This is a genomic window from uncultured Clostridium sp. (genome assembly GCF_947072515.1).
GTDB lineage: Bacteria > Bacillota > Clostridia > Clostridiales > Clostridiaceae > Clostridium.
In genome coordinates this window covers 89,883-116,059 of the sequence record NZ_CAMTIG010000005.1, presented here as the reverse complement: position 1 = coordinate 116,059, position 26,177 = coordinate 89,883, and the positions used below count along the sequence as shown (strand labels likewise).

The 26,177-nt window shown below is 28.8% G+C and carries 28 protein-coding genes; 25 read left to right on the top strand and 3 right to left on the bottom strand.

Annotated features, from left to right (window positions below):
* The first annotated feature begins 141 nt into the window (after positions 1–141).
* From rsgA to Q0W06_RS03540, 3 genes are read left to right on the top strand one after another with little or no spacing between them, the layout of a single operon-like run.
* The gene (gene rsgA / locus Q0W06_RS03550) at positions 142–1,008 is read left to right on the top strand and encodes a ribosome small subunit-dependent GTPase A (protein ID WP_297631484.1); all 867 of its coding nucleotides are present in this window, start codon (positions 142–144) and stop codon (positions 1,006–1,008) included.
* Positions 1,005–1,655: a ribulose-phosphate 3-epimerase gene (gene rpe, locus Q0W06_RS03545; protein ID WP_297631482.1), complete on the top strand. Its 651-nt coding sequence runs from the start codon at positions 1,005–1,007 to the stop codon at positions 1,653–1,655. Before rsgA ends, rpe begins: the two co-directional genes overlap by 4 nt.
* Positions 1,656–2,294, top strand: a complete 639-nt coding sequence (locus Q0W06_RS03540) for a thiamine diphosphokinase (protein ID WP_297631480.1) — start codon at positions 1,656–1,658, stop codon at positions 2,292–2,294.
* 226 nt (positions 2,295–2,520) lie between these two features.
* Here Q0W06_RS03540 and rpmB read toward each other — a convergent pair whose 3' ends face one another.
* The gene (gene rpmB, locus Q0W06_RS03535) at positions 2,521–2,712 is read right to left on the bottom strand and encodes a 50S ribosomal protein L28 (RefSeq protein ID WP_297631478.1); all 192 of its coding nucleotides are present in this window, start codon (positions 2,710–2,712) and stop codon (positions 2,521–2,523) included.
* Between the two features lie 195 nt (positions 2,713–2,907).
* Here rpmB and Q0W06_RS03530 point away from each other — a divergent pair, with 195 nt between their 5' ends.
* The 6 genes from Q0W06_RS03530 (at position 2,908) to Q0W06_RS03505 (ending at position 8,665) form a co-directional block, all read left to right on the top strand.
* Positions 2,908–3,258, top strand: a complete 351-nt coding sequence (locus Q0W06_RS03530) for an Asp23/Gls24 family envelope stress response protein (protein WP_297631477.1) — start codon at positions 2,908–2,910, stop codon at positions 3,256–3,258.
* Positions 3,259–3,269: 11 nt separating this feature from the next.
* Entirely contained in the window at positions 3,270–4,901 is a 1,632-nt protein-coding gene (locus Q0W06_RS03525) for a DAK2 domain-containing protein (RefSeq protein ID WP_297631475.1), read from the top strand.
* Positions 4,902–4,968: 67 nt separating this feature from the next.
* Positions 4,969–6,999 (top strand): ATP-dependent DNA helicase RecG, encoded by a 2,031-nt coding sequence (recG, locus tag Q0W06_RS03520; protein ID WP_297631473.1) that lies wholly within the window; start codon positions 4,969–4,971, stop codon positions 6,997–6,999.
* 68 nt (positions 7,000–7,067) lie between these two features.
* Positions 7,068–7,631 carry a 16S rRNA (guanine(966)-N(2))-methyltransferase RsmD gene (gene rsmD, locus Q0W06_RS03515; protein WP_297631471.1) on the top strand — a complete coding sequence of 188 codons (564 nt, stop codon included), beginning with the start codon at positions 7,068–7,070 and terminating at the stop codon, positions 7,629–7,631.
* Position 7,632: 1 nt separating this feature from the next.
* On the top strand, positions 7,633–8,112 hold the full coding sequence (gene coaD, locus Q0W06_RS03510) for a pantetheine-phosphate adenylyltransferase (RefSeq protein ID WP_297631469.1): 480 nt from the start codon (positions 7,633–7,635) through the stop codon (positions 8,110–8,112).
* Positions 8,113–8,128: 16 nt separating this feature from the next.
* Positions 8,129–8,665 (top strand): ATPase, encoded by a 537-nt coding sequence (locus Q0W06_RS03505; protein ID WP_297631467.1) that lies wholly within the window; start codon positions 8,129–8,131, stop codon positions 8,663–8,665.
* Here the strand turns inward: Q0W06_RS03505 and Q0W06_RS03500 are convergent.
* Together Q0W06_RS03500 and Q0W06_RS03495 are read right to left on the bottom strand one after the other, a co-directional pair.
* The gene (locus Q0W06_RS03500) at positions 8,648–9,826 is read right to left on the bottom strand and encodes a sporulation integral membrane protein YlbJ (protein WP_297631465.1); all 1,179 of its coding nucleotides are present in this window, start codon (positions 9,824–9,826) and stop codon (positions 8,648–8,650) included. The genes Q0W06_RS03505 and Q0W06_RS03500 overlap by 18 nt on opposite strands.
* Positions 9,827–9,862: 36 nt before the next feature.
* Complete coding sequence (locus Q0W06_RS03495; protein WP_297631463.1) at positions 9,863–11,065, bottom strand: nucleotidyltransferase; 1,203 nt, start codon at positions 11,063–11,065, stop codon at positions 9,863–9,865.
* Positions 11,066–11,279: 214 nt separating this feature from the next.
* On the opposite strand from Q0W06_RS03495, the gene pta reads away from it, so the two are divergent.
* The 16 genes from pta to trmD all read left to right on the top strand — a co-directional run bounded on the left by pta (position 11,280) and on the right by trmD (position 26,133).
* Positions 11,280–12,278 carry a phosphate acetyltransferase gene (gene pta / locus Q0W06_RS03490; RefSeq protein ID WP_297631461.1) on the top strand — a complete coding sequence of 333 codons (999 nt, stop codon included), beginning with the start codon at positions 11,280–11,282 and terminating at the stop codon, positions 12,276–12,278.
* Between the two features lie 66 nt (positions 12,279–12,344).
* Positions 12,345–13,538 carry an acetate kinase gene (locus Q0W06_RS03485; RefSeq protein WP_297631459.1) on the top strand — a complete coding sequence of 398 codons (1,194 nt, stop codon included), beginning with the start codon at positions 12,345–12,347 and terminating at the stop codon, positions 13,536–13,538.
* A gap of 135 nt (positions 13,539–13,673) precedes the next feature.
* A complete protein-coding gene (locus tag Q0W06_RS03480) occupies positions 13,674–14,183 on the top strand; it encodes a YceD family protein (protein ID WP_297631457.1) in 510 nt (169 codons plus the stop codon).
* 2 nt (positions 14,184–14,185) lie between these two features.
* Positions 14,186–14,368 carry a 50S ribosomal protein L32 gene (gene rpmF, locus Q0W06_RS03475; RefSeq protein ID WP_002597493.1) on the top strand — a complete coding sequence of 61 codons (183 nt, stop codon included), beginning with the start codon at positions 14,186–14,188 and terminating at the stop codon, positions 14,366–14,368.
* Between the two features lie 173 nt (positions 14,369–14,541).
* Complete coding sequence (gene plsX, locus Q0W06_RS03470; RefSeq protein ID WP_297631453.1) at positions 14,542–15,543, top strand: phosphate acyltransferase PlsX; 1,002 nt, start codon at positions 14,542–14,544, stop codon at positions 15,541–15,543.
* A 78-nt stretch (positions 15,544–15,621) separates the two neighbouring features.
* Positions 15,622–15,852 carry an acyl carrier protein gene (acpP, locus tag Q0W06_RS03465; protein ID WP_297631450.1) on the top strand — a complete coding sequence of 77 codons (231 nt, stop codon included), beginning with the start codon at positions 15,622–15,624 and terminating at the stop codon, positions 15,850–15,852.
* Positions 15,853–15,959: 107 nt separating this feature from the next.
* The gene (gene rnc / locus Q0W06_RS03460; protein ID WP_297631447.1) at positions 15,960–16,658 is read left to right on the top strand and encodes a ribonuclease III; all 699 of its coding nucleotides are present in this window, start codon (positions 15,960–15,962) and stop codon (positions 16,656–16,658) included.
* Positions 16,651–17,676, top strand: a complete 1,026-nt coding sequence (locus Q0W06_RS03455) for a radical SAM protein (protein WP_297631444.1) — start codon at positions 16,651–16,653, stop codon at positions 17,674–17,676. The genes rnc and Q0W06_RS03455 overlap by 8 nt, the downstream gene beginning before the upstream one ends.
* A 166-nt stretch (positions 17,677–17,842) precedes the next feature.
* Entirely contained in the window at positions 17,843–21,403 is a 3,561-nt protein-coding gene (gene smc, locus Q0W06_RS03450; RefSeq protein WP_297631443.1) for a chromosome segregation protein SMC, read from the top strand.
* 6 nt (positions 21,404–21,409) lie between these two features.
* On the top strand, positions 21,410–22,324 hold the full coding sequence (ftsY, locus tag Q0W06_RS03445; protein WP_297631441.1) for a signal recognition particle-docking protein FtsY: 915 nt from the start codon (positions 21,410–21,412) through the stop codon (positions 22,322–22,324).
* Between the two features lie 82 nt (positions 22,325–22,406).
* Positions 22,407–22,736 carry a putative DNA-binding protein gene (locus Q0W06_RS03440; protein ID WP_297631438.1) on the top strand — a complete coding sequence of 110 codons (330 nt, stop codon included), beginning with the start codon at positions 22,407–22,409 and terminating at the stop codon, positions 22,734–22,736.
* Positions 22,737–22,752: 16 nt separating this feature from the next.
* Positions 22,753–24,108 carry a signal recognition particle protein gene (gene ffh, locus Q0W06_RS03435; RefSeq protein WP_297631436.1) on the top strand — a complete coding sequence of 452 codons (1,356 nt, stop codon included), beginning with the start codon at positions 22,753–22,755 and terminating at the stop codon, positions 24,106–24,108.
* Between the two features lie 37 nt (positions 24,109–24,145).
* Positions 24,146–24,391 carry a 30S ribosomal protein S16 gene (rpsP, locus tag Q0W06_RS03430; protein WP_297631433.1) on the top strand — a complete coding sequence of 82 codons (246 nt, stop codon included), beginning with the start codon at positions 24,146–24,148 and terminating at the stop codon, positions 24,389–24,391.
* 46 nt (positions 24,392–24,437) lie between these two features.
* On the top strand, positions 24,438–24,665 hold the full coding sequence (locus tag Q0W06_RS03425) for a KH domain-containing protein (protein ID WP_297631430.1): 228 nt from the start codon (positions 24,438–24,440) through the stop codon (positions 24,663–24,665).
* A 240-nt stretch (positions 24,666–24,905) separates the two neighbouring features.
* A complete protein-coding gene (gene rimM, locus Q0W06_RS03420; RefSeq protein WP_297631427.1) occupies positions 24,906–25,403 on the top strand; it encodes a ribosome maturation factor RimM in 498 nt (165 codons plus the stop codon).
* Positions 25,393–26,133, top strand: coding sequence for a tRNA (guanosine(37)-N1)-methyltransferase TrmD (trmD, locus tag Q0W06_RS03415; protein ID WP_297631423.1), 741 nt, complete (start codon positions 25,393–25,395; stop codon positions 26,131–26,133). The genes rimM and trmD overlap by 11 nt, the downstream gene beginning before the upstream one ends.
* Positions 26,134–26,177: the final 44 nt, after the last annotated feature.

The window sequence follows — 26,177 nt, the reverse complement described above, 5'->3', positions numbered from 1 at the left end:
ACCTATAAGCGAAGGCACTTTTTATAAGTGTCCACTTTATAGGTTCCATTTTAAAATTCAATTGCCTTTTTTATTTAAAAAAGTGGTAAAATTTTATGAAAAAGGTTATATTATAAAGGAATAATATAAATAGGAGGAAATATGAAAGGAAAAATACTAAAGGGAATAGGTGGATTTTATTACATAAAAACGGAAGATGAAATAATCGAATGTAAGGCTAGAGGAAACTTTAGATATCAAGGCTTAAAGCCTATGGTAGGTGATAATGTTGAAATTGAAGTAGAAAAAGGAAAAGGAAGAATAGAGAAAATAAGAGAAAGAAGTTCAGAACTTATAAGACCTACAGTTTCAAATGTAACATTAGCCTTCGTTGTTTTTGCAATAAAAAATCCAGATTTAAATTTTGATTTATTAAATAGATTTTTATTATTATGTGAAAGTAATAATATAGAGGCAGTAGTTTGTTTAAATAAAGTTGATTTAGTTGATGAAAATGAAAAAAATATGTTAAAAGAAAAAATAAATGAAATTGGATATGAAGTTCTATTTATAAATGCTAAAGAAGGAAAAGGAATAGAACTATTAAGAGAAAAAATAAAAGATAATGTTACGGTTTTATGTGGACCTTCAGGAGCAGGAAAGTCAACTTTAATAAATAAAATGACTCATAGGGAGCATATGGAGACGGGAGAAGTAAGTGAAAAATTAGGAAGAGGAAAACATACAACAAGACATAGTGAACTTATAGAAGTACAGGGAGGCTACATTGTAGATACACCTGGTTTTTCTACTCTAGATGTAGACTTTATAAAAAAAGAAGATTTAAAAGAAAGTTTTCCAGATTTTTATGAATATAATAATTCATGTAAATTTAGAGGATGTTTACATTATAAAGAACCAAATTGTGCAGTGAAAAGTGCTGTGCAAGAAGGAAAAATAAATAAATTTAGATATGACTTTTATATAAGAACATTAGAAGAAATAATGAGTGGGAGGAAATATAAATGATAAAAATAGCACCATCAATTTTATCAGCAGATTTTGCAAAATTAGGAGAGGAAATAAGCTTATTAGATAAGTCGAAGGCAGAATATATTCATATAGATGTTATGGACGGTTCTTTTGTACCTAATATAACATTAGGAGCACCTATAGTAAAAGCTTTAAGAAAATATACAGATAAGATATTTGATGTACATTTAATGATTGAAAATCCAGGAAACTTTGTAGATGATTTTATAGAAGCGGGTGCAGATATAATAACAGTACATTATGAAGCTGATAGACATATAGATAGAACTATAGGGTATATAAAATCTAAAGGTGTTAAAGCTGGTGTAGTTTTAAATCCAGGAACTCCTGTAAGTGTATTAAATGACTTAGTTAAAACTATAGATATGGTATTAATAATGAGTGTTAATCCGGGATTTGGAGGACAAAGTTTTATTTCATATTCTTTAGATAAAATAAAAGAAGTAAAAGCGCTTAAGGAAAAATACAATAAAGATCTTATCATTGAAATTGATGGGGGAATTAAGAAAAATAATATAAAGGAAGCATATGAAGCTGGTGTAGATGTTGCAGTAGCAGGATCAGCAGTATATTCAGGAGATATTTTAAAGAATATTGAAGAATTATTAGGGGAGACTAGATAAGTGAATATTTTAATAGTAACTGGAGGAACAGAACCAAGTGAAGAATTACTTTTAAGATATAAAAATCAAGTATCCTATATAATAGGTGCAGATAAAGGCTGTAATGTACTTTATAAATATGAAATAGAGCCAAATTTAATTGTTGGAGATTTTGATTCTGGGAGTTTAGAAGCTATAGAATACTTTAAGAGAAAAGGAGTGGAAGTAAGAAGATTTAATTCGGATAAAGATTATACAGACACTCATTTAGCATATAATATAGCAAAAGAAATGAAAGAAGTAAAAAAAATATTTTTATTAGGTGCAACAGGAACAAGGGTAGACCATTTTTTAGGAAACATTGGATTATTTTTAAATAGTGAGGAAGACAATGTTGAATTAGAAATTATAGATAATAATAATATTATGTTTATGGGAAAAAGTGGAGATAAAATAAAAAAGACTGAAGGGAAAATTCTTTCTTTTCATGCTCTATCAGAAGTAGTAGAAAAATTTTCTATTAAGGGAGCTAAATATGAGTTAGAAGAGTATGATTTGAAGCTTTTAGAGCCTAGAGCAATCAGTAATGAATTTTTAGATGAAGATGTCCAAATTACTTTTGAAAAAGGAAGACTTTTAGTAATACTAAGTAATGATTAATTAAAATTTAAAAAAGAAGAAATAAATTTTAAAGTTTGCATATATATATACTAATAGAAAAAAGTTTCTAGGAGGGATATATATATGAAAATAATGGCTATAAAATTACCAAAATTTTTATCGAAAATAATTAGAATTTTTAGGAAAAAATAGATAATACATAAGTAAATTATGTGAAAAGAAAAAAAATGCTCTTGCAAATTGCAAAGCATTTTTTTTATTTGAACTATATTGCTCTTTCAACTTTACCAGATCTTAAACATCTAGTACAAACGTGAACTCTTTTTGGTGTTCCGTTAACTAAAGCCTTAACTTTTTTTATGTTAGGAGCCCAAGTTCTCTTTGATTGACGATGTGAGTGACTATATTGTACACCTGCAACAACGCCTTTATTACAAATTTCGCATCTTCTTGCCACTTGAAAACACCTCCTTATTAGTGAAGATAAAATTCTCTTCAATAGGACAGAATTCAGTATATCACAATATAAATATAATTTGCAAGTGGATTTTAGAAAAATATCGGGATTATTAGATATAAATTAATATAAATCTTGAATTAAATAGTTTTCTAAGATAAAATATACATATGATATAGTATAGGAGGAATAGTAATGGTTGGATTTTCAAGAGAAAACGGAAAAGTACATTACTCAGAAGATGTTATAGCTAAAATTGTTGGACTATCAACAATGGAGTGCTATGGAGTAGTAGGAATGGTTTCAAAAAGTGCAGCAGAAGGACTTTGGGAATTAATAAGAATAGAGAACTTCAGCAAAGGTGTAAAACTTACAGTAACTGAAGATGAAAAATTAAATATTGAACTTTTTATTATGGTAGAGTACGGAATGAAAATATCTGTTATAGCAAATAACATTATTCAAAAGGTACGTTATAATGTAGAAAACTACACTGGACTAAAGGTTTCAGCTATATCAGTAAATGTTCAAGCGGTAAGAGTCTAGGAGGTAAACTAATGGAATATAAACAAATAAATGGCCGTGATTTTTATAATATGGTCGTAAATGGGAGCAACAGATTAGCTGAGGAAAGTGATTTTGTAAATGCTTTAAATGTATTCCCGGTTCCAGATGGAGATACAGGGACGAATATGTCTATGACATTTAAAGCAGCTGTTAAAGAAATAGAGAATATTAATTCAGAGTCTATAAGTGAAGTTTCGAAGAAACTTGCTAAAGGTGCCTTAATGGGAGCTAGAGGAAACTCAGGAGTTATACTTTCTCAAATATTAAGAGGAATTTCTAAAGGTCTTGAAGGAAAAGAGACTATTAATTATAAAGAATTAGCAATTGCATTTGAAGAAGGATCAAAAGCAGCATATAGAGCTGTTATGAGACCAACAGAAGGAACAATTCTTTCAGTAATAAGAGCAACTGCAGAAGCAGCTTCAAAATCAAATGAGATTGAAATTGTTGCATTTATGGAAGATATAACAAGAGAAGCAAAAGTAATGCTTGATAAAACACCAGAAATGCTACCAGCCTTAAAGAAGGCAAAAGTTGTAGATTCAGGTGGAATGGGACTTTATATAATTTTATCAGGAATGACTGAAGCTTTAAAAGAAGGAATACAAGCAGAAGTTAAAGATATTAAGATTGGTGCTGGTGGAGGAGACAAAACCAGTGCAGGTGCAGGAATTGATCCAGATAGCATTAAATTTGGATATTGTACTGAATTTATAATCTTAGGTGATGCAAGTAAGGCTAAAGAATTCCAAGATTTAATTGAACCAATGGGTGATTCAATGATAGTTGTTGGATATGATGATGTAATAAAAACTCATATTCATACTAATAATCCAGGAAAAGTTTTAGAAAAAGCTGTTATGTTTGGAGAATTATCAAAAATAAAAATTGATAATATGAGAGAAGAACATAGAGAAATCATGGCTAATGAATTAAGAGAAGATGCTAAGAAAATGGAAAAAGCAAAAAAATATGGTTTCATAACAGTAGCTATGGGAAATGGAATAGCTAATATATTTAAAGATTTAGGAGCTGATTTTGTTATTGAAGGTGGGCAAACTATGAATCCATCAACTCAAGATATAATTGATAGCATAGAAAAAATAAATGCAGAAAATATATTTGTTTTCCCAAATAATAAAAATATAATAATGGCAGCAGAACAAGCAGCTGAAATATCAGAAAAAAATATAGTAGTTATAAAAACTACTAGCATACAACAAGGAATAACTCTTTTATCCATGTTTAATAAAGATGGAGAAGTTGAAGAGAATGTTGGAGAGCTAAATGACCTTTTAGAAACTATTAAAACAGGATCTGTAACATATGCTGTTAGGGATACTGAAATGGATGGAATCGAAATAAAAGAAGGAAATATGCTTGGTCTTGTTGAAGGAAAGATAAGAGAAGTTGGAGAAGACAAGTTAGAGGTTGCAGAAAAAGTTCTAGATAATCTTGTAAATGAAGATAGTGAGCTTATTACTATTTTTTATGGAGAAGATGTAACAGAAGAAGAAGCTAATAACTTTGTTGAAAAAATGGAAGCAAAATTTGAAGAATGTGATATTCAGTTATATAAAGGGGAACAACCTTTATACTACTTATTAATGTCAGTAGAATAATAGATGTAAAAGCACCTTAATTGGTGCTTTTATTTAATATAAAAAAGAATACGGTGGTGAGAGATACTTGGATATATATAATAATATTGAGACTATAAAAGGAATTGGCCCTAAAAGTAAAGAGAGATTAAATAGAGCAGGAATATTTAATATATTAGATCTTCTTTTATATTTTCCAAGAGACTATGAGTTTGTAAATGGAAATGAGGATTTTAAGGAAATAGATGAAAGTGAGAAAAAAATACTGACATGTGTTTTTAAAAGATATAAGGGTAACATTCAAACTAAAAATAGAAAAACAATTACAACTTTAGAATTTGATTATAATGGACACATAATTGAAGGAAAATGGTTTAATCAACCGTACATAAAATCAAAATTTATAATTAACCAGAAATATAATTTACTAGGAAAATATAAAGCTGTAGGAAATAGATTAGAAGTAGTAAATCCAATTGTAAGCTCTAAACATTCTTTAGAAAGTGAAATTATTCCTAAATACTCACTAAAAGGAGAGTTAAGTAATAATTTTTTAGTTAAGATAATTGGAGATGTACTAGATGAAATAAAAATAAATGAAAATTTACCTGAATACATTATCGAAAAATATAATTTTATTTCATTGGATAGAGCTATTAGGGAAATACATTATCCAAAAACAAAATCAGGATTAGAGATGTCTATCCAACGATTAAAGTTTCAGGAGTTATTTACCTATTCAATGAAATTATTATTACTGAAAAGTAGTATAAAAAAAGAAATTGGAATCAAATATAAATGGACAGAAGAACTAGGAGAATTAAAAGAAAAATTGCCATTTCCGTTAACGGATGCACAGACTAAAGTTGTTAGAAGTATACTTAGAGATCAAAATTCAACATTCCCAATGAATAGATTAGTTCAAGGTGATGTTGGAAGTGGAAAGACTATAGTAGCTCTTATAGCCCTTTTTAATGCATATACAAACGGATATCAAGGCGCACTTATGGCACCAACAGAAATATTAGCAAATCAGCACTATGAGGAAGCTAAAAAAATTTTTGAAGGATTCCAAGTTAATATTGAATTATTAACAGGAAGTACAAAAGAAAAGGAAAAGAAAAGAATAAAAGAGAGAATAAAAGAAGATGAGCGGGTTATTTTAATAGGTACACATGCGTTAATTCAAGACAATGTAGAATTTAATAACTTGGGAATTATAGTTACAGATGAACAACATAGATTCGGGGTAGAACAAAGAGCTAAGCTTATGAATAAAGGGAAAAAAGCAGACGTATTGGTGATGACAGCAACGCCTATTCCAAGAACATTAGCACTTTATGTATATTCAGATTTAGATGTATCTATAATTGATAAATTGCCACCGGGTAGAAAGAAAATTGATACTAGGTTTTATGATGAAAATAGAAGAGATGATGGCTATAGACTTGCTAGAGCAGAAATAGATAGTGGAAGGCAAGTATATATAGTGTGTCCACTTATTGAAGAAAATGAAAAGTTAGAATTAAACTCTGTTGAAAAAATTTATGATGAATTAAGTACGGGAGTTTTTAGAGGAATCGAAATTGAATATCTTCATGGTAAGATGAAACCAAAAGAAAAAGAAGAAATAATTGGTAGATTTAAAGATGGAAAAACAAAAGTAATTATTTCTACAACAGTAATAGAAGTTGGAGTAAATGTTCCAAATGCTACTGTAATGATTGTTGAAAATGCTGAAAGATTTGGGCTAGCTCAACTGCATCAATTAAGAGGAAGAGTAGGAAGAGGAAGTCATGAATCTTATTGTGTGTTATTAGCAAAGGCTAAGAGTGAAAAAACAAAGAAGAGAATGGAAATTCTAGTGGAATCTACAGATGGTTTTTATATATCAGAACAAGATTTAAAAATTAGAGGTTCAGGAGAAATGTTTGGAATGAGACAAAGTGGTGATGAAGAATTTGTTTTAGCTAATATTTATGAAGATGTTAAGATATTAATGAAAGCAAAAGGTGAAGCAGATATCATAGTAAATAGTGGAGAAGAAAAAAATAAAAAATTAGTTAAAGAAATTGAAAAAAATATTGAAAATACAGGAAAATATATTTGTTTTAACTAAGTAGAAATTGTATAAAAAAGTCTAATATGATAAAATATTATGTAATAAAACTCTAGGGAGGAAGTAAAGTGAGAATAATAGCAGGAAAAGCAAGAGGGCGTAAAATATTATCCCCTGAAACATATGAAACAAGACCAACTTTAGATAGAGTAAAAGAGGCTATGTTTAGTATAATTCAAGGATATATCCCCAATGCAGTAGTTGTAGATGTATTTTCAGGAACAGGAAGTTTAGGATTAGAAGCAGCAAGTAGAGGAGCAAAAGAAGTACATTTAATAGATAAGAGCCCACAAACATATCCAATATTAAAAAAGAATGTAGAAAATCTTAAGTTTAAAGATTGTTGCTTTACTTACAATATGGATTCTTATGCGGTTTTAAAAATGTTAGCTAAAAAGAATAAGGTTTTTAATCTTATTTTTATAGACCCACCTTACTGTAGAGAAATGATTCCAGAAGCATTAAAAACAATATATGAAAATAATATGTTAGATGAAGATGGGATAATAGTAACAAAAATAGATTCTATGGAAGAAATTTATGAAGGATACAAAAATTTAGTATTAGTTAGAAATAAGAAATATGGAAATACAACTGTATGTTTTTATAAGTATGATGAGGTAGAAGAGTAAGATGAAAAGGGTAGTTTATCCAGGAAGTTTTGATCCTATTACTAATGGACATTTAGATATAATAAAAAGAGGTTCTAAAATATTTGATAAAATAATTATTGCTATTTTAATAAATCCAGATAAAAAAGGGTTATTTGAAGTCGAAGAAAGAAAAAGCTTAATATTAAGAGCAGTAGAAGGAATCGAGAATATTGAAGTTATAAGCTTTGATGGAATGCTTGTAGATTTACTTAAAGAAAAAGAAGTAGATATTGTATTAAAAGGGATTAGGAATACTACAGATTTTGAGTATGAAAATACTATGGAAAAAATAAATAAAAGATTAAATAAAAATATTGAAACGGTATATATGATAAGTGAAAGTGAAACTTCGTATATAAGTTCATCGATTGTAAAAGGAATTAGTAAATTTGGTGGAGATATCTCATTTATGGTTCCTGATGCTATAAGACAAGATATAGAAGATAAATTTAATAAGTAATAGAGGTGTATTTATAATGGAAAATCATACAAGTGTATTAGAACTTTTAGAATTTCTTCAAGATACGGTTGATAGAGCGCCTAAAGTTCCTATGAGTGGAAAAGTAATGGTAGATAAAAAAGAAATCCATGATACTATTGATGAAATAATAAATTATTTTCCAAAGCAATTTAAAGAGGCAAAATGGGTTGCGGAGCAAAAAGAAAAAATTATTAATGAAGCTAAAAGAGAACTTCAAGGTGCTAAAGAAGAGACAGAGAAAATAAAGAGATATAATATAGAAAATCATGATTTAGTAAGAGACGCTAAATTGAGAGCAAATGAAATTGTGGGAGCAGCTCAAAGAGAAGCGAAAGCAATTAGAATTGGTTCAAGAAATTATTCAGAGGAAATCTTAGGGAATTTAGATAAAGAATTAGAGAAGAAGAGAGTGGAGCTTATAAGAAATCTTCAATTAAGTTTCGAAAAAGCAGCTAAAGAAATTGATGATAATTTAAATGGGGCATGCTCCACAATAAAAGAAAATATGAAGGAATTAAAGAACTTTAAGTAGTTTTTTAATCATTAAAAATAAAAGAGGCAAAAATAACAGAAAACAAATAAAAAATATATATTTATAAGGATTTACTGTAGCTATAGTTATAGAGGTTTGAATATTATTGATAAATAAGTTTGAAGCTATGAATGCAATAATGAAGGCTATAATTCCTTGGACAAGTTTAATAACAGAATACTTTAAAAAAGATATTTTGTTAGAAAGAAGAAAAGAACTTGTTTGAAATATTATTGAAAGTCCACCAAAGGAGCAGAAAAATGCCATGAAGCTAACTTTGAGATGAACACTTAAATTAGTTTGAGAGATTAAATTGCATCCGTTAGTAACTTCAATACTTCCTAAGAATAATCCATATAATGAAGAGGCTGGAAGATTGAAAGAGTTTTCTATAATAACAAAAAAGTCTTTTATAAAAGTTAAGTTTTTTAAAATGTTAATAATAAGAGAAAAAGTAATTACATAACCACAAACTAAAAGGGTTGTTTTAAGTGCGTTTTCTATTGAAGTTTGAAGAGCAATTCCCAATTTAGGAGTTGCTTTTATTTTTTTTTCAAAAGGATTAAAATTCTTTCCACGTGGTGAAGGAAGTATAAGTGAAATAAAAAAAATTGAAAGCAGTGATGAAAAGATTAAAATATATCCATACTGAATATTTCCAAGAATAGATAGTCCTAGAACACCTAGCATAAAGACAGGACTAGCGTTAGAAGCTAAGCTACTGATTCTTACATATTCTTTTTCGGAAATTAAATTCTGTTTATAAGCATCTGTAGCATATTTAGCACCTAAAGGATAACCACATAAAAAACTTGCAATAAGAATAAATGAGCAGTTAAAACTAACTCTAAAAGGTCTACATAAAAGATTTCCTAAATATTTAGAATATAATTCAATTCCATTAAAGGAAATTAGTAAATTACATATTAAAGAAAAAGAAAAAATACTAGGAAATATTGATGAGAAGCAAAGTTGGACTCCTTTTTTGATACTTTCTAGAGAGCTATTCATATCATAAAAAAACAAACAAGTCAAAATAGTTATAAAAAAGCAAAAAATAATATCTTTTTGAATTTTAAAATATCTTAAAATTATAAATAAAAATAAAAAAAAGATTATGGTTAAAACAATAATACTGATCACAAAATCAACTCCAATCATATTATTTATATGTTAATAACCATAACTTATATTACTTTAATTTATTAAGACAAAAGGTGTCTTTATATAATCATCAAAAGGGCTAATAGAAGTATTTAATAGAGAATAAGCTTTTGTACCTAAGACATCAAATTCTAAAGAAGGATTTGATATTTTTTTTGGTACTTTTGTGAAAATTTCTATTTGGGAATGTTCTTTAATTTTTTTTAGAATTTCTGTTCCCTTTTTATTAAAGGCAAGTGGTCGTATATAAGAGGCCGAATTATGTATGTCTTCTATGTTTTTTTCATAAAGTGAAAGATATATAGAAAGTAGAATTCTAGAAATTCTTGTATAAGTATATCTTTTACTTTTTACTCGCGTGATTAATTCATCTAAAGACATGGATGAAGAAATTTCTTTTAAAATTTTATTCTCTATACCTTCTTTTAGATCAGGAATATTAGAAAAATTAATGTTTTCAGTTAGAAGTTTAAATTTTAAAAATTGAAATAATTTTTCTTCTGTTACAAAATCATAATTAGAGTTTTTTAAACTATTTAATAAATCGAAAGATGGTTGTGGTAATGAAGAATTTAAGTTTTTTAAAGAATTTAGAAAAAATTCTTCACGAATAGATGTTGCAGAAGAAAAGCTTGTAGATAAAGTTTTATCATTGTAAAAAGAACCTTCTCTTCGAATAGTAATAGGTTTCATAGGACTATCTAATCTTTCAATAGCTTTAATATACTCAATGCCTAATATATTATTAGAATTTTTTAAGATAGTCTTTAAATTATCATCTTTTAAATAACTAGTTAAACTGTTAACTCGTGCAGAGTGAAAAGGAAGTCCTTTATCTAATTCAAGTTTAAGTAAATCTTTATATCTTGAAGGTTCATTGGATAAAACTGATGCAATGGATTTTAAACTTTGAATATCTCCACATTCAGAACCAAAAAATAAAGAATCTACTACATTCGTATTATTCAAAATATTTATAGCACCATATGAAAAACTTTCAGCAGATGAAGTTGAATAGATTAGTGGTAATTCTATTACTAAATCAACACCGTTTAAAACAGCCATTTTAGCACGATTCCATTTATCTAACATAGATGGAATGCCTCTTTGCATAAAATTCCCGCTCATGACACAAATTATATGAGTAGCATCTGTTTGCTTTATGGCATTTTCTAAATGGAATTTGTGTCCTAGATGGAATGGATTGTATTCGGTTACTATACCAGTAATTTTCAAAAGAAAAACTCCTCTCGTAATGTTTTAAAATAAGTATAGCATAAAAGGGGCGTTATAATAACTAGAAGTGATTATTCAGAAAATTCGTATTATTAAAAATGTAAAGACTTCTATAAATGAGAGTGATTTTCCTTGAATTTATATACTAAGTTAGATTAAAATAATAATATAGTAGACGTAAGGATGCTATCCTATTTTGAAAGGAGAAATGAACATGGAACTTATGAATAAAATTTGGGAAGCTGCAAAAGCAGATAAAAAGAAAATTGTTCTTCCAGAAGGTGACGAGGAAAGAACAGTAGTAGCAGCTCAAAAAATAGTTGAAGAAGGGTTAGCTCTTCCAATGCTAATAGGAAAGAGAGAAAGCATATTAAAAGCTTCGAAAGAACAAGGTGTTGATTTAAAGGGAGTAGAGATAATAGATCCAGAAACATCACCTAAGTTAGAAGAATATATAAATGCTTTTTATGAATTAAGAAAAAATAAAGGTATGACAATAGAAAAAGCTGAGAAGATTGTTAGAGATCCTCTTTACTTTGCAACAATGATGGTAAAAGCAGATGATGCAGATGGTATGGTATCTGGTGCAGTGCATACAACTGGAGATCTTTTAAGACCAGGACTTCAAATAATTAAAACAGCTCCAGGAGTTTCAGTAGTATCAAGTTTCTTTATAATGCTAGTACCTGGATCAAAATATGGGGAAGAAGGAATGTTATTATTCTCAGATTGTGCTGTTAACCCTAATCCATCAGCAGATCAATTAGCAGCAATAGCAATAGCAACTGCAGAAACAGCTAGAAGTCTTTGTAAGATAGAACCAAAAGTTGCAATGCTTTCATTCTCAACTATGGGAAGTGCAGATCATGAATTAGTTGATAAAGTTAGAACAGCTACAGAAAAAGCAAAAGAATTAAGACCAGATTTATTAATAGATGGAGAATTACAATTAGATGCTGCAATAGTTAAAAAAGTAGCAGATCAAAAGGCTCCAAATAGTAAAGTTGCAGGAAATGCAAATGTATTAATATTCCCAGACTTACAAGCAGGAAATATAGGATATAAATTAGTTCAAAGATTTGCTAATGCAGAAGCTATAGGACCAGTTTGTCAAGGATTTGCTAAGCCAATTAATGACTTATCAAGAGGATGTAGTTCAGATGATATAGTTAATGTTGTAGCATTAACAGCAGTTCAAGCGCAATCTAAATAAAATATAAACTAAAGATAAGACACTAAATTTAGCAAAGTATTAGTGATGATGGAGGGAAGGTATATTATGAAAATTTTAGTAATAAATTGTGGAAGTTCATCTTTAAAATATCAATTAATAGATATGGAGAATGAGAAAGCTTTAGCACAAGGATTAGTTGATAGAATAGGAATAGAAGGTTCTATTTTAACTCAAAAAGTTGAAGGTAAAGACAAATATATAATCGAAACTGAAATGAAAAATCATAAAGATGCTATTGGATTAGTTTTAGGTGCTTTAGTAGATAAAACTAATGGCGTTATATCAGATATGAGCGAAATAAATGCAGTTGGACATAGAGTAGTTCATGGTGGAGAAAAATATTCTAAATCAGTAATTATAACAGAAGATGTTATGAAAGGTTTAGAAGAATGCGTTAAATTAGCACCTCTTCATAACCCACCAAATATTGTAGGAATGGAAGCTTGTAGAGCGTTAATGCCTAATGTTAAGATGGTAGCAGTGTTTGATACAGCATTCCATCAAACAATGCCAGGAAAGGCATATATGTATGCACTTCCATATGAGATATATGAAAAGCATGGAGTAAGAAAATATGGATTCCATGGAACATCACATAAATATGTAGCAGATGAAGTTGCAAAAATCATGAAAAAAGATTTAAAAGATTTAAAAGTTATAACATGCCATTTAGGAAATGGATCATCAATAGCTGCAGTGAAAAATGGAATTTGTGTAGATACAAGTATGGGATTTACACCTCTTGATGGACTTGTAATGGGAACAAGAAGTGGAAGTATAGATCCAGCAGTTGTACTTTATTTAGCAAATGAGTTAGGATATTCATTAGAAGAAATAAATTTAATGCTTAATAAAAAATCTGGAGTACTTGGTGTTTCAGGTGTAAGCTCAGATTTTAGAGATATAGAAAAAGCAGCTAACGGAGGAAATGATAGAGCACAATTAGCACTAGATATGTTCCGTTACGCAATAAGAAAACAAATTGGTGCATATATTGCTGCTATGAATGGAGTAGATGCTATTGTATTTACAGCAGGAGTAGGTGAGAATTCATTTACAAATAGAGCAGGTATATTATCAGATTTTGAGAATGTTGGAATAATTTTAGATAAAGAGAGAAACCATGTAAGTGGAGAAGTTGCTAAGATTTCAACAGATGATTCTAAAATACAAGTATATGCAATTCCAACTAATGAAGAATTAGTTATAGCAAGAGATACGCTAGAATTAGTAAAATAATAGATAGAAAAAAAGCGAAAAATCTTGACTTTTGTCTTGCCCCTTTATATAATAAGTTGTGTTTGTTTATAATATAACTTACATTAAGGGGCAAAATTATGCCTAAAATCTATTAAAGGTTAGGAGCGAGGAGTTATGGAAATATTATTTAGCGATTTAATTTCAAAGAAAGAAAGAAGCAAAGAAATAGAATATGACTTCTACATGGAAAAGTTCACTTTTAGTGGCGAAGACATAGTTCCAACTGATAAAGTTTTAGTGAAAGGGAAAGTAATTTCAGGAAGTAATGAAGTTTTGCTTGACTTAAACATAAAAACCGTACTAGAATTAGTATGTTCGAGATGTTTAGAAACCTTTATCTATCCAATAGATATTGATATAGAAGAAAGGTTTACAAATGAAGCAAAGGCCCAAGAGGATGATGTTTTAGTTGTAGATGGTGATACATTAAGTATCACAGAAATAGTTGAAAGTGCAATAGTTTCAACCTTACCTATTAAGAGAATTTGTAGTAGCAATTGTAAGGGCTTATGTCAAATGTGTGGGACTAACTTAAATACTTCATCATGTACATGTGCAGATGATAGTAATGTTGATGTTAGACTTGCAGGACTTAAGGCGCTACTAGAAAATAAGGAGGTGTAAGCATGGGAAATCCAGCAAGAAAAACATATAGAGCGAAAAGAGATTCAAGAAGAGCTCAAACTTTTAAAGCGAGCTTACCAGGGATAGTTGAATGTCCACAATGTCACGAAATGAAACTTGCTCACAGAGTTTGCAAGAACTGTGGATTCTATAAAGGTAAAGAAGTAGTAGCTTCAGCAGAATAAAAGAAAGTCTTTTGACTTTCTTTTCTTTATATACAAAGAAATATTAAAATGAAATATAAAACTTTTAAATATAAATATTATTTAAGAGTTTATGATTATATAAAATTGATTTATAATTTAATTAGAAACTATGAAATTAAGAAAATAAAGCTTAATTGAAGTGAGGTGTAGAAATGAGAATTGTAATAGATGGAATGGGTGGAGATAATGCACCAGGAGCAGTTGTAGAAGGTGTTATAGAAGCTATAAAGGAATATAATGATGTCGAAGTATATATAACGGGTCCAGAAGAAAGCATCAAGGAAGAGCTTAACAAGAGGAATTGTACTGATGAAAGAATAAAGATAGTAAATGCAACTGAAGTTATAAGTACAAATGAACATCCTGTTATGGCAGTTAGAAGAAAAAAAGATTCAAGTATAGTGAAAGCGTTGAATTTAGTTAAATCAGGTGAATGTGATGGAATTATATCAGCAGGTAGTACAGGAGCTTTTTTAGCTGGATGTACATTAATAGTTGGAAGAATAAAAGGTGTTGAAAGACCAGCACTTGCACCAATTATGCCAGGAAGAAACGGAAACTTTATGGTTATAGATTCAGGAGCAAATGTGGATTGCAAACCAGAATATTTAGTTCAATTTGCAAATATGGGTTCAATTTACTATGGAAGTGTGTTTAATAAAGAGAATCCAACAGTGGGACTAGTTAATATAGGGGAAGAAGAAGAGAAGGGTGATGACCTAACAAAAGCTACATATAAGCTTCTAAAAGAAGAAAAGGGGATAAACTTTATTGGGAATGTTGAACCAAGAGAAATTCCAAAAGGTGAAGTTGATGTTTTAGTATGTGATGGATTTGTAGGGAATACTGTTCTTAAATTGTATGAGGGTGCAGCTTTAAATCTTTTAGGGATTATAAAGGATCAAATCATGAGTGCATCATTTATGCCAAAGGTTGGAGCTATGCTTTTAAAACCAGTATTTAATTCATTAAAAGTAAAATTCGACTATAAAGAAGTTGGAGGAGCACCTTTTGTTGGAGTTAATGGAATCTGTATAAAAGCACATGGAAGCTCTGATGGGAAAGCTTTTAAAAATGCAATTAAGCAGACAAGAATTTTTTATGCATCAGATGTTGTTGGGAAAATAAAAAAAGAAATTAGTGAAAATAATTAACTTTTATTATTTAGAATATTGACTAGCTTTTTAATATATACTATTATCTAATTGTATAGTGATTAGGAGGTGAAATGGATGTTTGAAAAAATACAAGATATAATAGCAGAAAAATTAAGTGTTGATAAAGAAGAGGTAAAATTAGAATCGTCATTTATTGATGATTTAAATGCAGACTCTTTAGATATAGTTGAGCTTATAATGGCTTTAGAAGATGAACTTGAAATGGAAATACCAGACGAGGACGTAGAAAACTTCAAAACTGTTGGAGACGTAGTTAACTATGTAAAAGAACATGTAGAAGAGTAAGAAAATCCCGCGGTATGCGGGATTTTTATGATTAAATTTATGATAGTTTATTCTTGAATTTAAACCTTAATGAGGAAATTGAAGAATAAACTTAGAGGAGTGTAAAAATGAATAAATTAAAATTAAAAGAGATGGAAGCTTCGCTCGGAGTGACCTTCACAAATCTAAGTTATTTGCGTGTAGCATTAACACATAGTTCCTTTGCAAATCAATATAAGGATTCAGAGTACAATGAAAGATTAGAATTTTTAGGGGATTCTGTTCTTCAATTAAGTGTAACAGAGTATCTTTATAAAAATTATAAAGAAAAAAGTGAAGGGGAACTAACGAAAATAAGAAGTTTAATAGTATGTGAAAATTCTTTATTTGAGGTAGCAAAAAGTGTAAGTGTAGGGGCTTATATCAGAATGAGTAGAGGAGAAGAACTAACAGGGGGAAGAAACCGTGTTTCTATTCAAGCAGATGCTATAGAAGCTGTTATTGCAGCTATATATCTAGATAAAGGTTTTGAGTATGCTAGAGAATTTATATTAAATAAATTCCATGATATAATTGATAAAGCTATAAATAATAAAATAATTTTAGACTTCAAGACTAAACTACAAGAATATTTACAACAAAATGGTGAAGTAAATATAACTTATGAATTAGTAAAATTTGAAGGGCCACCACACAGAAGAAAATTCTACACTACAGTTTTAATAAATGGTGGAGTTAAAGGCGAAGGGGAAGGTTTTTCAAAGAAAGAAGCAGAACAAAAAGCTGCTAAGAAGGCTTTAGTAAATCTGGAGGTAATAAATGAGTAAAGACCATTATATTATACCTATATTTGTTCCATTTGAAGGCTGTCCACATCAATGTGTATTTTGTAATCAAGATAGGATAACAGGAATAAAAGATAGAGTAAATGGTGAAAAGGTTAAAAACATAATAGAAGAGTATTATGAAACTATAGAAAATAAAGATGCTATGATAGAAGTTTCGTTTTTTGGGGGAACATTTACAGCTATAAATGAAAAAAAACAAAGAGAACTTTTAAGCGTTGCAAAAGAATTTAAAGATAAGGGAATAGTAAAAAAAATAAGAATGTCAACTAGACCAGATGCTATAAGTGATTATATTTTAAAATATCTTTTAGAATATGATGTAGATATTATAGAGTTAGGTGTACAATCTTTAGATGATGGTGTTTTAAAAGCAGCAGGAAGAGGGCACACAGCATTTAATGTATATCAAGCATCAAAACTGATTAAAAAATATGGAATTACTTTAGGTCATCAACTTATGCCAGGACTTCCTGGAACAACAAAAGAAAAAGATATATTAAGTGCTAAGAAATCAATTGAGATGAAACCAGACTTAATTAGAATATATCCATCACTTGTAATAAAAGATACACCGATGGAGGAAATGTATAGAAGAGGAGATTATACTCCTTATTCAGTAGAAGAGGCTGTAGATGTTTCAAAAGAAATCTATAAGCTTTTTAAAGAGGCTGACATTAATATAATAAGAGTAGGACTTCAACCAACAGATACAATAACAGAAGGCAAGGACGTAATAGATGGTCCTTTTCATCCAGCATTTAGAGAATTAGTTGAAAGTTCAATAATAAATGAAGAAATAAAAGAACTATTAAAAGAGACAAAAATAGGCAGTATAAATATAAATTCAAGAGATATAAGTAAGTTATATGCAAATAAAAAGTTTTATTTTAAGAAACTTTTAGAGAATGGATATAATATACGAGTATCTGTAAATGATAAGATAAAACGAGGAGAAATACTCGTTACGAAAGAAGAAAAATTTAAAATAAGCATTTAAATAAAACGAGAGGAAACTCTCGTTTTGTTAAATAAAAAAGTTTTTTAGAGGTGATTTTATGAAAGCAAAAACAAGAAAAAAATTACAAATAGTATTAGCGATAGGATTAGTATTAATACTTCTTGTTACGATAATACCGTTATTCGCATAGAAGGAGTGAAGATTATTGTTTTTAAAATCTTTAGAGATAAGAGGGTTTAAATCATTTGCAGATAAAACAGAATTAAGGTTTAAAAAAGGTGTAACAGCTGTAGTTGGGCCAAATGGGAGTGGAAAAAGTAATATTTCTGATGCTGTACGTTGGGTTTTAGGGGAACAAAGTGCTAAAACTTTAAGAGGCGGAAAGATGGAAGATGTTATTTTTGCAGGAACTCAATATAGAAAACAAGTTGGACTTGCAAAGGTTTCATTGACTTTGAGTAATGAAGATGGAAGCTTAGCTACAGATTATAACGAGGTAACTATTTCAAGAAGAATATTTAGATCAGGAGAAACAGAGTATTTAATAAATAATAGTAAAGCTAGATTAAAAGATATAACTAATTTATTTATGGATACTGGAATAGGAAAAGAAGGGTATTCTTTAATAGGACAAGGGAAAATAGAGGCTATATTAAGTGGAAGGCCAGAAGATAGAAGAGCTCTTTTAGAAGAGGCAGCTGGAATTGTAAAATACAAATATAGAAAGATAGAAGCCGAAAGAAAACTTTCAAATACGGAAGATAATCTTGTACGTATTAGAGATATAATAAGTACTTATGAAGAGCGAATTGAGCCTTTAAAAAATGAAAGGGAAAAAGCACTGAAGTTTAGAGACCTTTCAAAGGAGTTAAAAGGAAAAGAAGTATCTTTAATAGTACATAGTATAAAAGATATTGATTTAGAATTAAGAAAAATTATAAATGAACTCGAAGAGGGAGAAAAAAATCTATTTTCTAAAAGAGAACATTTAAATGAAAAAAGAAAAGTCTTGAGAGAAATAGAAGAAAAGATAGAAGGATTAGAAAGAATAACAACAGATAAAAAATTTAAATATTTCAAGAAAAAAGAAGATATTACTAAATTGAAAAGTAATATCCAAATCTTGAAAGAAAGAATAGAAAACTATAAAAATGATATAGAAAAAAATAAATTTGAAGAATACAGTCTAAATGAAAGAATAAAAAATTTTAGAGAACAAAAAGATTTTCTAGAAAAGGAAATTTTAAAAAGTGATACTTTAAGAAGTGAAAATGAAGAAGAAATTAAAGTGTTAGAAGAAAAAGGGAAAAAATGCAAAGATAGAATTCAGGATTTAGAGTTAGAAATTTCAAATTTAAAAAAGGAAGAAATAAAAATATTAGAAAATAATTCTAATATTACAAAAAATCTTGAACGATTTAAAGAAAGATATAAAAGTAAACAAGAAGAAAAGGAAAGATTATTAGAAGAATTAAAAGAAAATGAAAATGCTTTTAATTTAAATAAATCTAGCATAAATAGTTTAAGTATAAAAATAAAATCTTTAGATGAAGATTTTAAATTGCTTAGTGGAGAAGTTATAGAAAAGAAAAATAATCTTACAAAAATGAATACTTTAATCTCTAAGAAAGAGCTTGAAATAAGAGGGCTTAATATAAATATTAGTAAATTGAATGCGAATGTAACACTTCTAAAGGATTTAGAAAATCAATATGAAGGATATAATAGATCAGTTAAATCACTAATGGATAGAGTTGACAAAGGTGAAATAAGAGAGGGTAAGGTAAAAGTTTTAGGAGAAATCTTAAAAATAAATCCTAAATATGAATTAGCAATTGAAACTACATTAGGGGGAGCTATATCTAATCTTATTGTAGAAAAAGAATTTAATGCAAAAAATATTATTAATTATCTAAAGAGAGAAAGACTCGGAAGAGTAACATTATTACCATTAGATGTTATAAAAGGTAATAGATTAATTATAAATAAAAATGTAGTCGATGTAGATGGATTTATTGGTATAGCATCTGATATAGTCAATTTTAAAGAGGAATATAGAAGAGTTGTAGAATATTCTTTAGGGAGAACAATTATAGCTAGAGATATGGATGCGGCTTTTAAAATTGCAAAAGTGACTAATTATAAAAATAAAATTGTAACTCTTGAAGGAGAAGTATTAAATTCAGGTGGAGCATTAACTGGTGGAAGTATAAAAGGAAAAACTAGAAATATTCTAGGTAGAAAAAGAGAGATAGAAGATTTAGAGAAAAATATAGAAAAATTAAAAGTAGAATTAGAAAAAATAAATGATGAGTTTGGTCAATCTAAAGAGAAAAGGACTATTTTAGATGAAGAAATATTGAATTTTACTGATAAAATACATGGAGTAAGAGTAGAGATTGCAACATCTAAAAATGAATATTCTAACATATTAAATGTAAAAGATAATTTAGAAAAACATAAAAATGAATCATTAAAGAAAATAAATAAAATAAACCTTGAATTAGAAGAAATACAATCTAATAAAATAGAAATGGAAAATAGCTTAAGCTATGTCTTAGATACATCAAAAGGAAATAAAGAAAAGGAAGAGGATGTATCTGAAGAGCTGAAAGAAAAAAGAGTGAATTTAGAAAATATAAAATCAGATTTACTTGAATTTAAAATAGCTAAAGCAACATTAGATGAGACACATAATAATAAAATTAGAGAAATTGAAAGAACAGAAAGAGAATTTACGGAAAACAAAGAAAAAATAGCTATATTAAAAGAAAATAATAATAAAGCTATAGAGGATATAGAAAAATTTAAAGCAGAAATAAAAGAAAGTGAAAATACTATTTTTGATAATGAGGAAATAGTATCTAATTTAGAAATAGAATTTAAAGATGATGAAGTAAAAAGAGCTGTATTAAAAGAAGATTTTAGAAAAATAGATACAGTTATATCAGAAATTCGAGATATAATAACTAAAGATGAAGGGGAATTTAATAAGATACAGATTCAAAAAGCAAAAAAAGATACAGAAAAAGAAACCCTTTATAAGAAGTTGAATGAGGAAATAGAACTAACATTTGCAGAAGCATTAGAAATATCTGAACCTATAGAAAATATAGAAGGATTTAAATCAAATGTACAAGGGCTAAAGAAGAAGATTTCAGCTTTAGGAATGGTAAATTTAGCAGCGATAGAAGAATATGACGATGTAAAAGAAAAATATGAATTTATGTCAAAGCAAGAAGGAGATTTGGAGAAATCAAAGGATGAACTTTTAAAAGTAATAGAAGAAATGACTGAAGAAATGAGAATACTTTTTAGAGAAAACTTCAAAGTCATAAATAAAAATTTTAATGAGACGTTTAAAGAATTATTTAAAGGTGGTAGTGCTGAACTTATATTAGGTGAAGGGGATGAATTAACCTCTGCAATAGAAATAAATGTAGAGCCACCGGGAAAGAAACTTCAAAATATAAATTTAATGTCAGGTGGAGAAAAAGTTTTATCCGCAATTGCATTGCTTTTTGGTATACTAAAGATGAAACCAACACCATTTTGTATTTTAGATGAAATAGAAGCAGCGTTAGATGATGCTAATGTAAATAGATATGCAGAATTTCTAAATAAATTTTCAGAAAATATACAGTTTATAGTTATTACTCATAGAAAAGGAACAATGGAAGTAAGTGATGTAATGTATGGTGTAACAATGGAAGAAAAAGGTGTGTCGAAGGTAGTATCAGTAGATATGAAAAATAAGGAGGAATAGATTTTTATGCTAGGAAAATTTTTTGATAAATTAAAAACGGGACTTACAAAAACGAGGGATGGGCTTACTGATAAAATAAATGAAGTGTTAAATTTAGCGGTGGCCATAGATGATGACTTATATGAAGAGTTAGAAGAAATTCTAATAATATCTGATATTGGTATGGATACAACAGTAGAGATAATAGAAAGACTTAGAAAAAAAATAAGAGATGAGAAAATAAATGATCCTCAAATGGTAAAACCAGCATTAAAAGAAGTTATTAAAGATATGATGCTTGAAGGGACAAAAGAAGAGGAAGAAAATCCTTCTAGTAAAGAAGTTCTTTTAGTAATTGGTGTTAATGGAGTAGGGAAAACAACATCAATAGGAAAACTTGCAGCAAAAAATAAAGAAGAAGGTAAAAAAGTATTGTTAGCAGCAGCAGATACTTTTAGAGCTGGTGCTATAGAGCAACTAGATATATGGAGTAAAAGAGCTGGAGTTGATATAGTAAAACAAGGAGAAGGTGCAGATCCGGCAGCAGTAGTATTTGATGCTGTTACAGCTGCAAAGGCAAGGAATGCAGATCTTTTAATTTGTGATACTGCAGGAAGACTTCACAATAAAAAAAATCTTATGAATGAACTAGAAAAAATAAATAGAATTATTGACAGAGAATATAGTGAAGCTAAAAAAGAAACATTACTTGTACTTGATGGAACAACTGGACAAAATGCAGTTATCCAAGCAAAACAGTTTATGGAAACTTGTCCTATAGATGGTATAATATTAACTAAGTTAGATGGAACAGCTAAAGGTGGAGTAGTAATTTCGATAAAACAAATTCTAGATATTCCTGTAAAGTATATAGGTGTAGGTGAAGGTGTAGATGATCTACAAGAATTTGATGCAGAAAGTTTTGTAGAAGCATTATTTTAAAAAAAAGATAAGTGTTAAGTAAAAATACTTGACACTTACTTGAAAATTTGATATCATCTCTTTTGTGGGTAAGGTGATTATTATGGTAGATAGGTTTGAAGTTTCGTTTTTAATGGATTATTATTTGCCGTTATTAACAGAAAAACAACAAAATATTATGGAAATGTACTACAATGAAGATTTATCATTAGCAGAGATTGCTGAGATAAATAAGACAAGTAGGCAAGCAATTCATGATTTAATTAAAAGATGTGAAAAGCAGCTTTTAGCCTATGAAAATAAACTAAACTTACTTCAAAAGAGTTTAAATCGAGAAAAGAAAATTATAAGACTTTTAGAGAATCTTAGAAAAAAACATTCTATAAATGAAGAAGAATATGATATGCTAAAAGAAGAACTAGAAGATTTATAAAACAAGGAGGTTTAATATGGCTTTTGAAGGATTATCAGAAAAGCTTCAAAATACCTTTAAAAAACTTAAAGGAAAAGGAAAGCTTAATGAAAAAGATATAAAAGAAGCAATGAGAGAAGTAAAACTTGCATTATTAGAAGCGGATGTTAACTTTAAAGTTGTAAAAGGCTTTGTTAAAAATGTAAGTAGTAAATGTGTTGGAAGTGAAGTTTTAGAAAGCTTAACTCCAGGGCAACAAGTAGTTAAAATAGTTAATGATGAGCTTACTGAACTTATGGGTGGAACTGAAAGTAAATTAGACTTTACAGGAGCAAATCCAACGGTTATAATGTTAGTTGGTCTTCAAGGTGCAGGTAAAACAACTATGTGTGGAAAGCTTGCGTTAAATCTTAGAAAGAACAATAAAAAACCACTTTTAGTAGCTTGTGATATATATAGACCAGCAGCGATTAAGCAATTAGAGATTGTTGGAAAAGGTATTGATATTCCAGTGTTCCAAATGGGAGACAAAGTTAAAGCTGTTGATATAGCTAAAGCAGGAATTAAACATGCTAGAGAAAATGGAAATAATGTAGTAATTATAGATACAGCAGGTAGACTTCATATAGATGAAGCTCTAATGGGAGAATTAGCTGATGTTAAAGAAGCAGTTAATCCATCAGAAATTTTACTAACTGTAGATGCTATGACAGGTCAAGATGCTGTAAATGTAGCAGAAACTTTTAATAGTCAATTAGACTTAACAGGAGTTATCTTAACTAAATTAGATGGTGATACAAGAGGTGGAGCAGCACTTTCAATTAGATCTATCACAGGTAAACCAATTAAGTTTATCGGTGTTGGAGAAAAAATGAATGATTTTGAAGTTTTCCATCCTGATAGAATGTCATCAAGAATTTTAGGAATGGGTGATGTGTTATCACTTATTGAAAAAGCAGAAGCTGCAATTGATGAAAAAGAAGCAAAAGACTTAAGTAAAAAGATGATGACTGAAGGTCTGAATTTTGAAGATTACATTAATGCAATGGAACAAATGCAAAAACTTGGACCAATAAATAAACTTTTAGAAATGGTACCAGGAGTAAACTCAAAGGAACTACAAGGCTTGAATTTAGAAGATAGTCAGAACCAAATGAATAAAGTGAAATCAATAATTTATTCAATGACTATTAAAGAAAGAAGAAATCCTCAACTTATAATAGGATCATCTTCAAGAAAGAAAAGAATAGCACAAGGTTCAGGGGTTACGATTCAAGAAGTTAATAAGCTTATAAAAGGTTATGAAATGATGAAGAAGAATATGAAACAAATGAAGTCACTAACTAAATCTTCTAAAAAAGGTTTATTTGGAAAGATGCCTTTCATGAGTTAAAATATATTTAAAATTTTTTAAAGGAGGTGAAATAGACATGGCAGTTAAAATAAGATTAAGAAGAATGGGTGCTCATAAAGCTCCTTTCTACAGAGTTGTTGTTGCTGATTCAAGAAGCCCAAGAGATGGAAGATTCATCGAAGAAATCGGATTCTACAATCCAGTTGCTCAACCAAAAGAAATCAAAATCAACGAAGAAAAAGCTAACAAATGGTTACAAGATGGTGCTCAACCAACTGATGTAGTTAAAAAGCTTTTCAATCAAGCAGGAATTAGCAAATAATTATTGGAGGTGAAGACTGCAAGTAGTACATATTTGCAGACACTATATGAAAGAATTAGTTGAATTAATAGCTAAATCATTAGTGGATAGACCCGAAGAAGTTAGAGTTAATGAAATTGCTGGCGAGCAGTCTATTATACTTGAGCTGAAGGTAGCTCCAGAAGATATGGGAAAAGTTATCGGAAAGCAAGGGAGAATAGCAAAAGCTATTCGAACTGTAGTAAAGGCTGTTGCCATAAAAGAAGAAAAACGAGTAGTAGTTGAAATTATTTAAAGAGTTAGGCTAACACCTAACTCTTTTTTTAATATGTAAGAAAATAATTTCGTATAATTAGTAAATTGAAAATAACTTTAAATAGATGCTATGAAGAGCAATGATTTAAAGTGCTAAAATTATAGTTTGTATATATAGATAAATAAAATGTAATAAATAATTTCAATATAGTAATTGATTAGCACATATGATTTAGGTTAAAATATAGAGTGATTAAATAAAAAGAGGTGTTTAAATAAGATGGATGAAGTTTTTAACGTAGGAAAAATAGTTAATACACATGGATTAAAAGGTGAAGTAAAAGTAATAGCTAAAACTAGAGACGTCAATAATTTTAAAAGATATGGATATGTACTTATAAATGACAAGGAAGTCAAAATTGAAGGAACTAAGTTTCAAAAAGATAGAGTAATATTAAAATTAGAAGGAATAAACTCAATTGAAGAAGCTGAAACATATAAAGGTACAGAATTATATGTACTAAGAGAAAATGAACCAGATTTAGATGACGATGAGTTTTATGTTAGAGATCTTATAGGAATGCATGTATTCGATTCTGAAGGAGAAGATTTAGGTGCAATATATGATATTATAGAAACTAAAAATAACGATGTATATTGGATTAGAAAACCAAAAGAACTTCTAATTCCAGCACTTATAGATATTGTATTAGATATAGATTTAGATGAAGAAAAAATAGTAATAAAACCTGTAAGAGAGTGGCGATATGAAGATTAGTGTGCTGACACTTTTCCCAGAAATGTTTCAAATTTTTAATCATAGTATTATAGGTAGGGCGCAAGAAAAAGAATTATTAAGCATAGAAGCTATAAATATAAGAGATTTTACTGCGAGTAGACATAAGAAAGTAGATGATTATCCTTATGGAGGAGGAGCAGGAATGGTTATGGCTCCTCAGCCTATAGTAGATGCAATTAGATATGTAAAAGAAAAAAATAATTCTAAAGTAGTGTTTTTAGGTCCAAGAGGAAAGACATTCAATCATGAAATGGCAAAAGAACTATCAAAGGAAGAAGGATTAATATTTGTTTGTGGACATTATGAAGGAATAGATGAAAGATGCTATAAGTATATTGATATGGAAATTTCTATTGGTGATTTTATCTTAACTGGGGGAGAAATGGCAGCTATTCCAGTGATTGATTCTATTTTAAGGTTAAGAGATGGTGTACTTGGTAAAAATGAGAGTTTTATGGAAGAATCATTTTCAGATGGAGTTTTAGAGTATCCACAGTATACAAGACCAGAAATATTTGAAGAAGAAAGTGTACCAGAAATATTATTATCAGGACATCATGAGAATATAAGGAAATGGAGAAGATTAAAGTCTCTAGAGATAACAAAAGAGAGACGTAATGATTTATTTGAAAAGGTCCAATTATCTAAAGAAGATAAAAAGCTTCTTAAAATAAATGATTGCAATAGAAAAAAAAATATGTTAAAATAACCTTTGTGTTAGTACCGGCGGTCCTCTTCCGAATATTAGCTTTG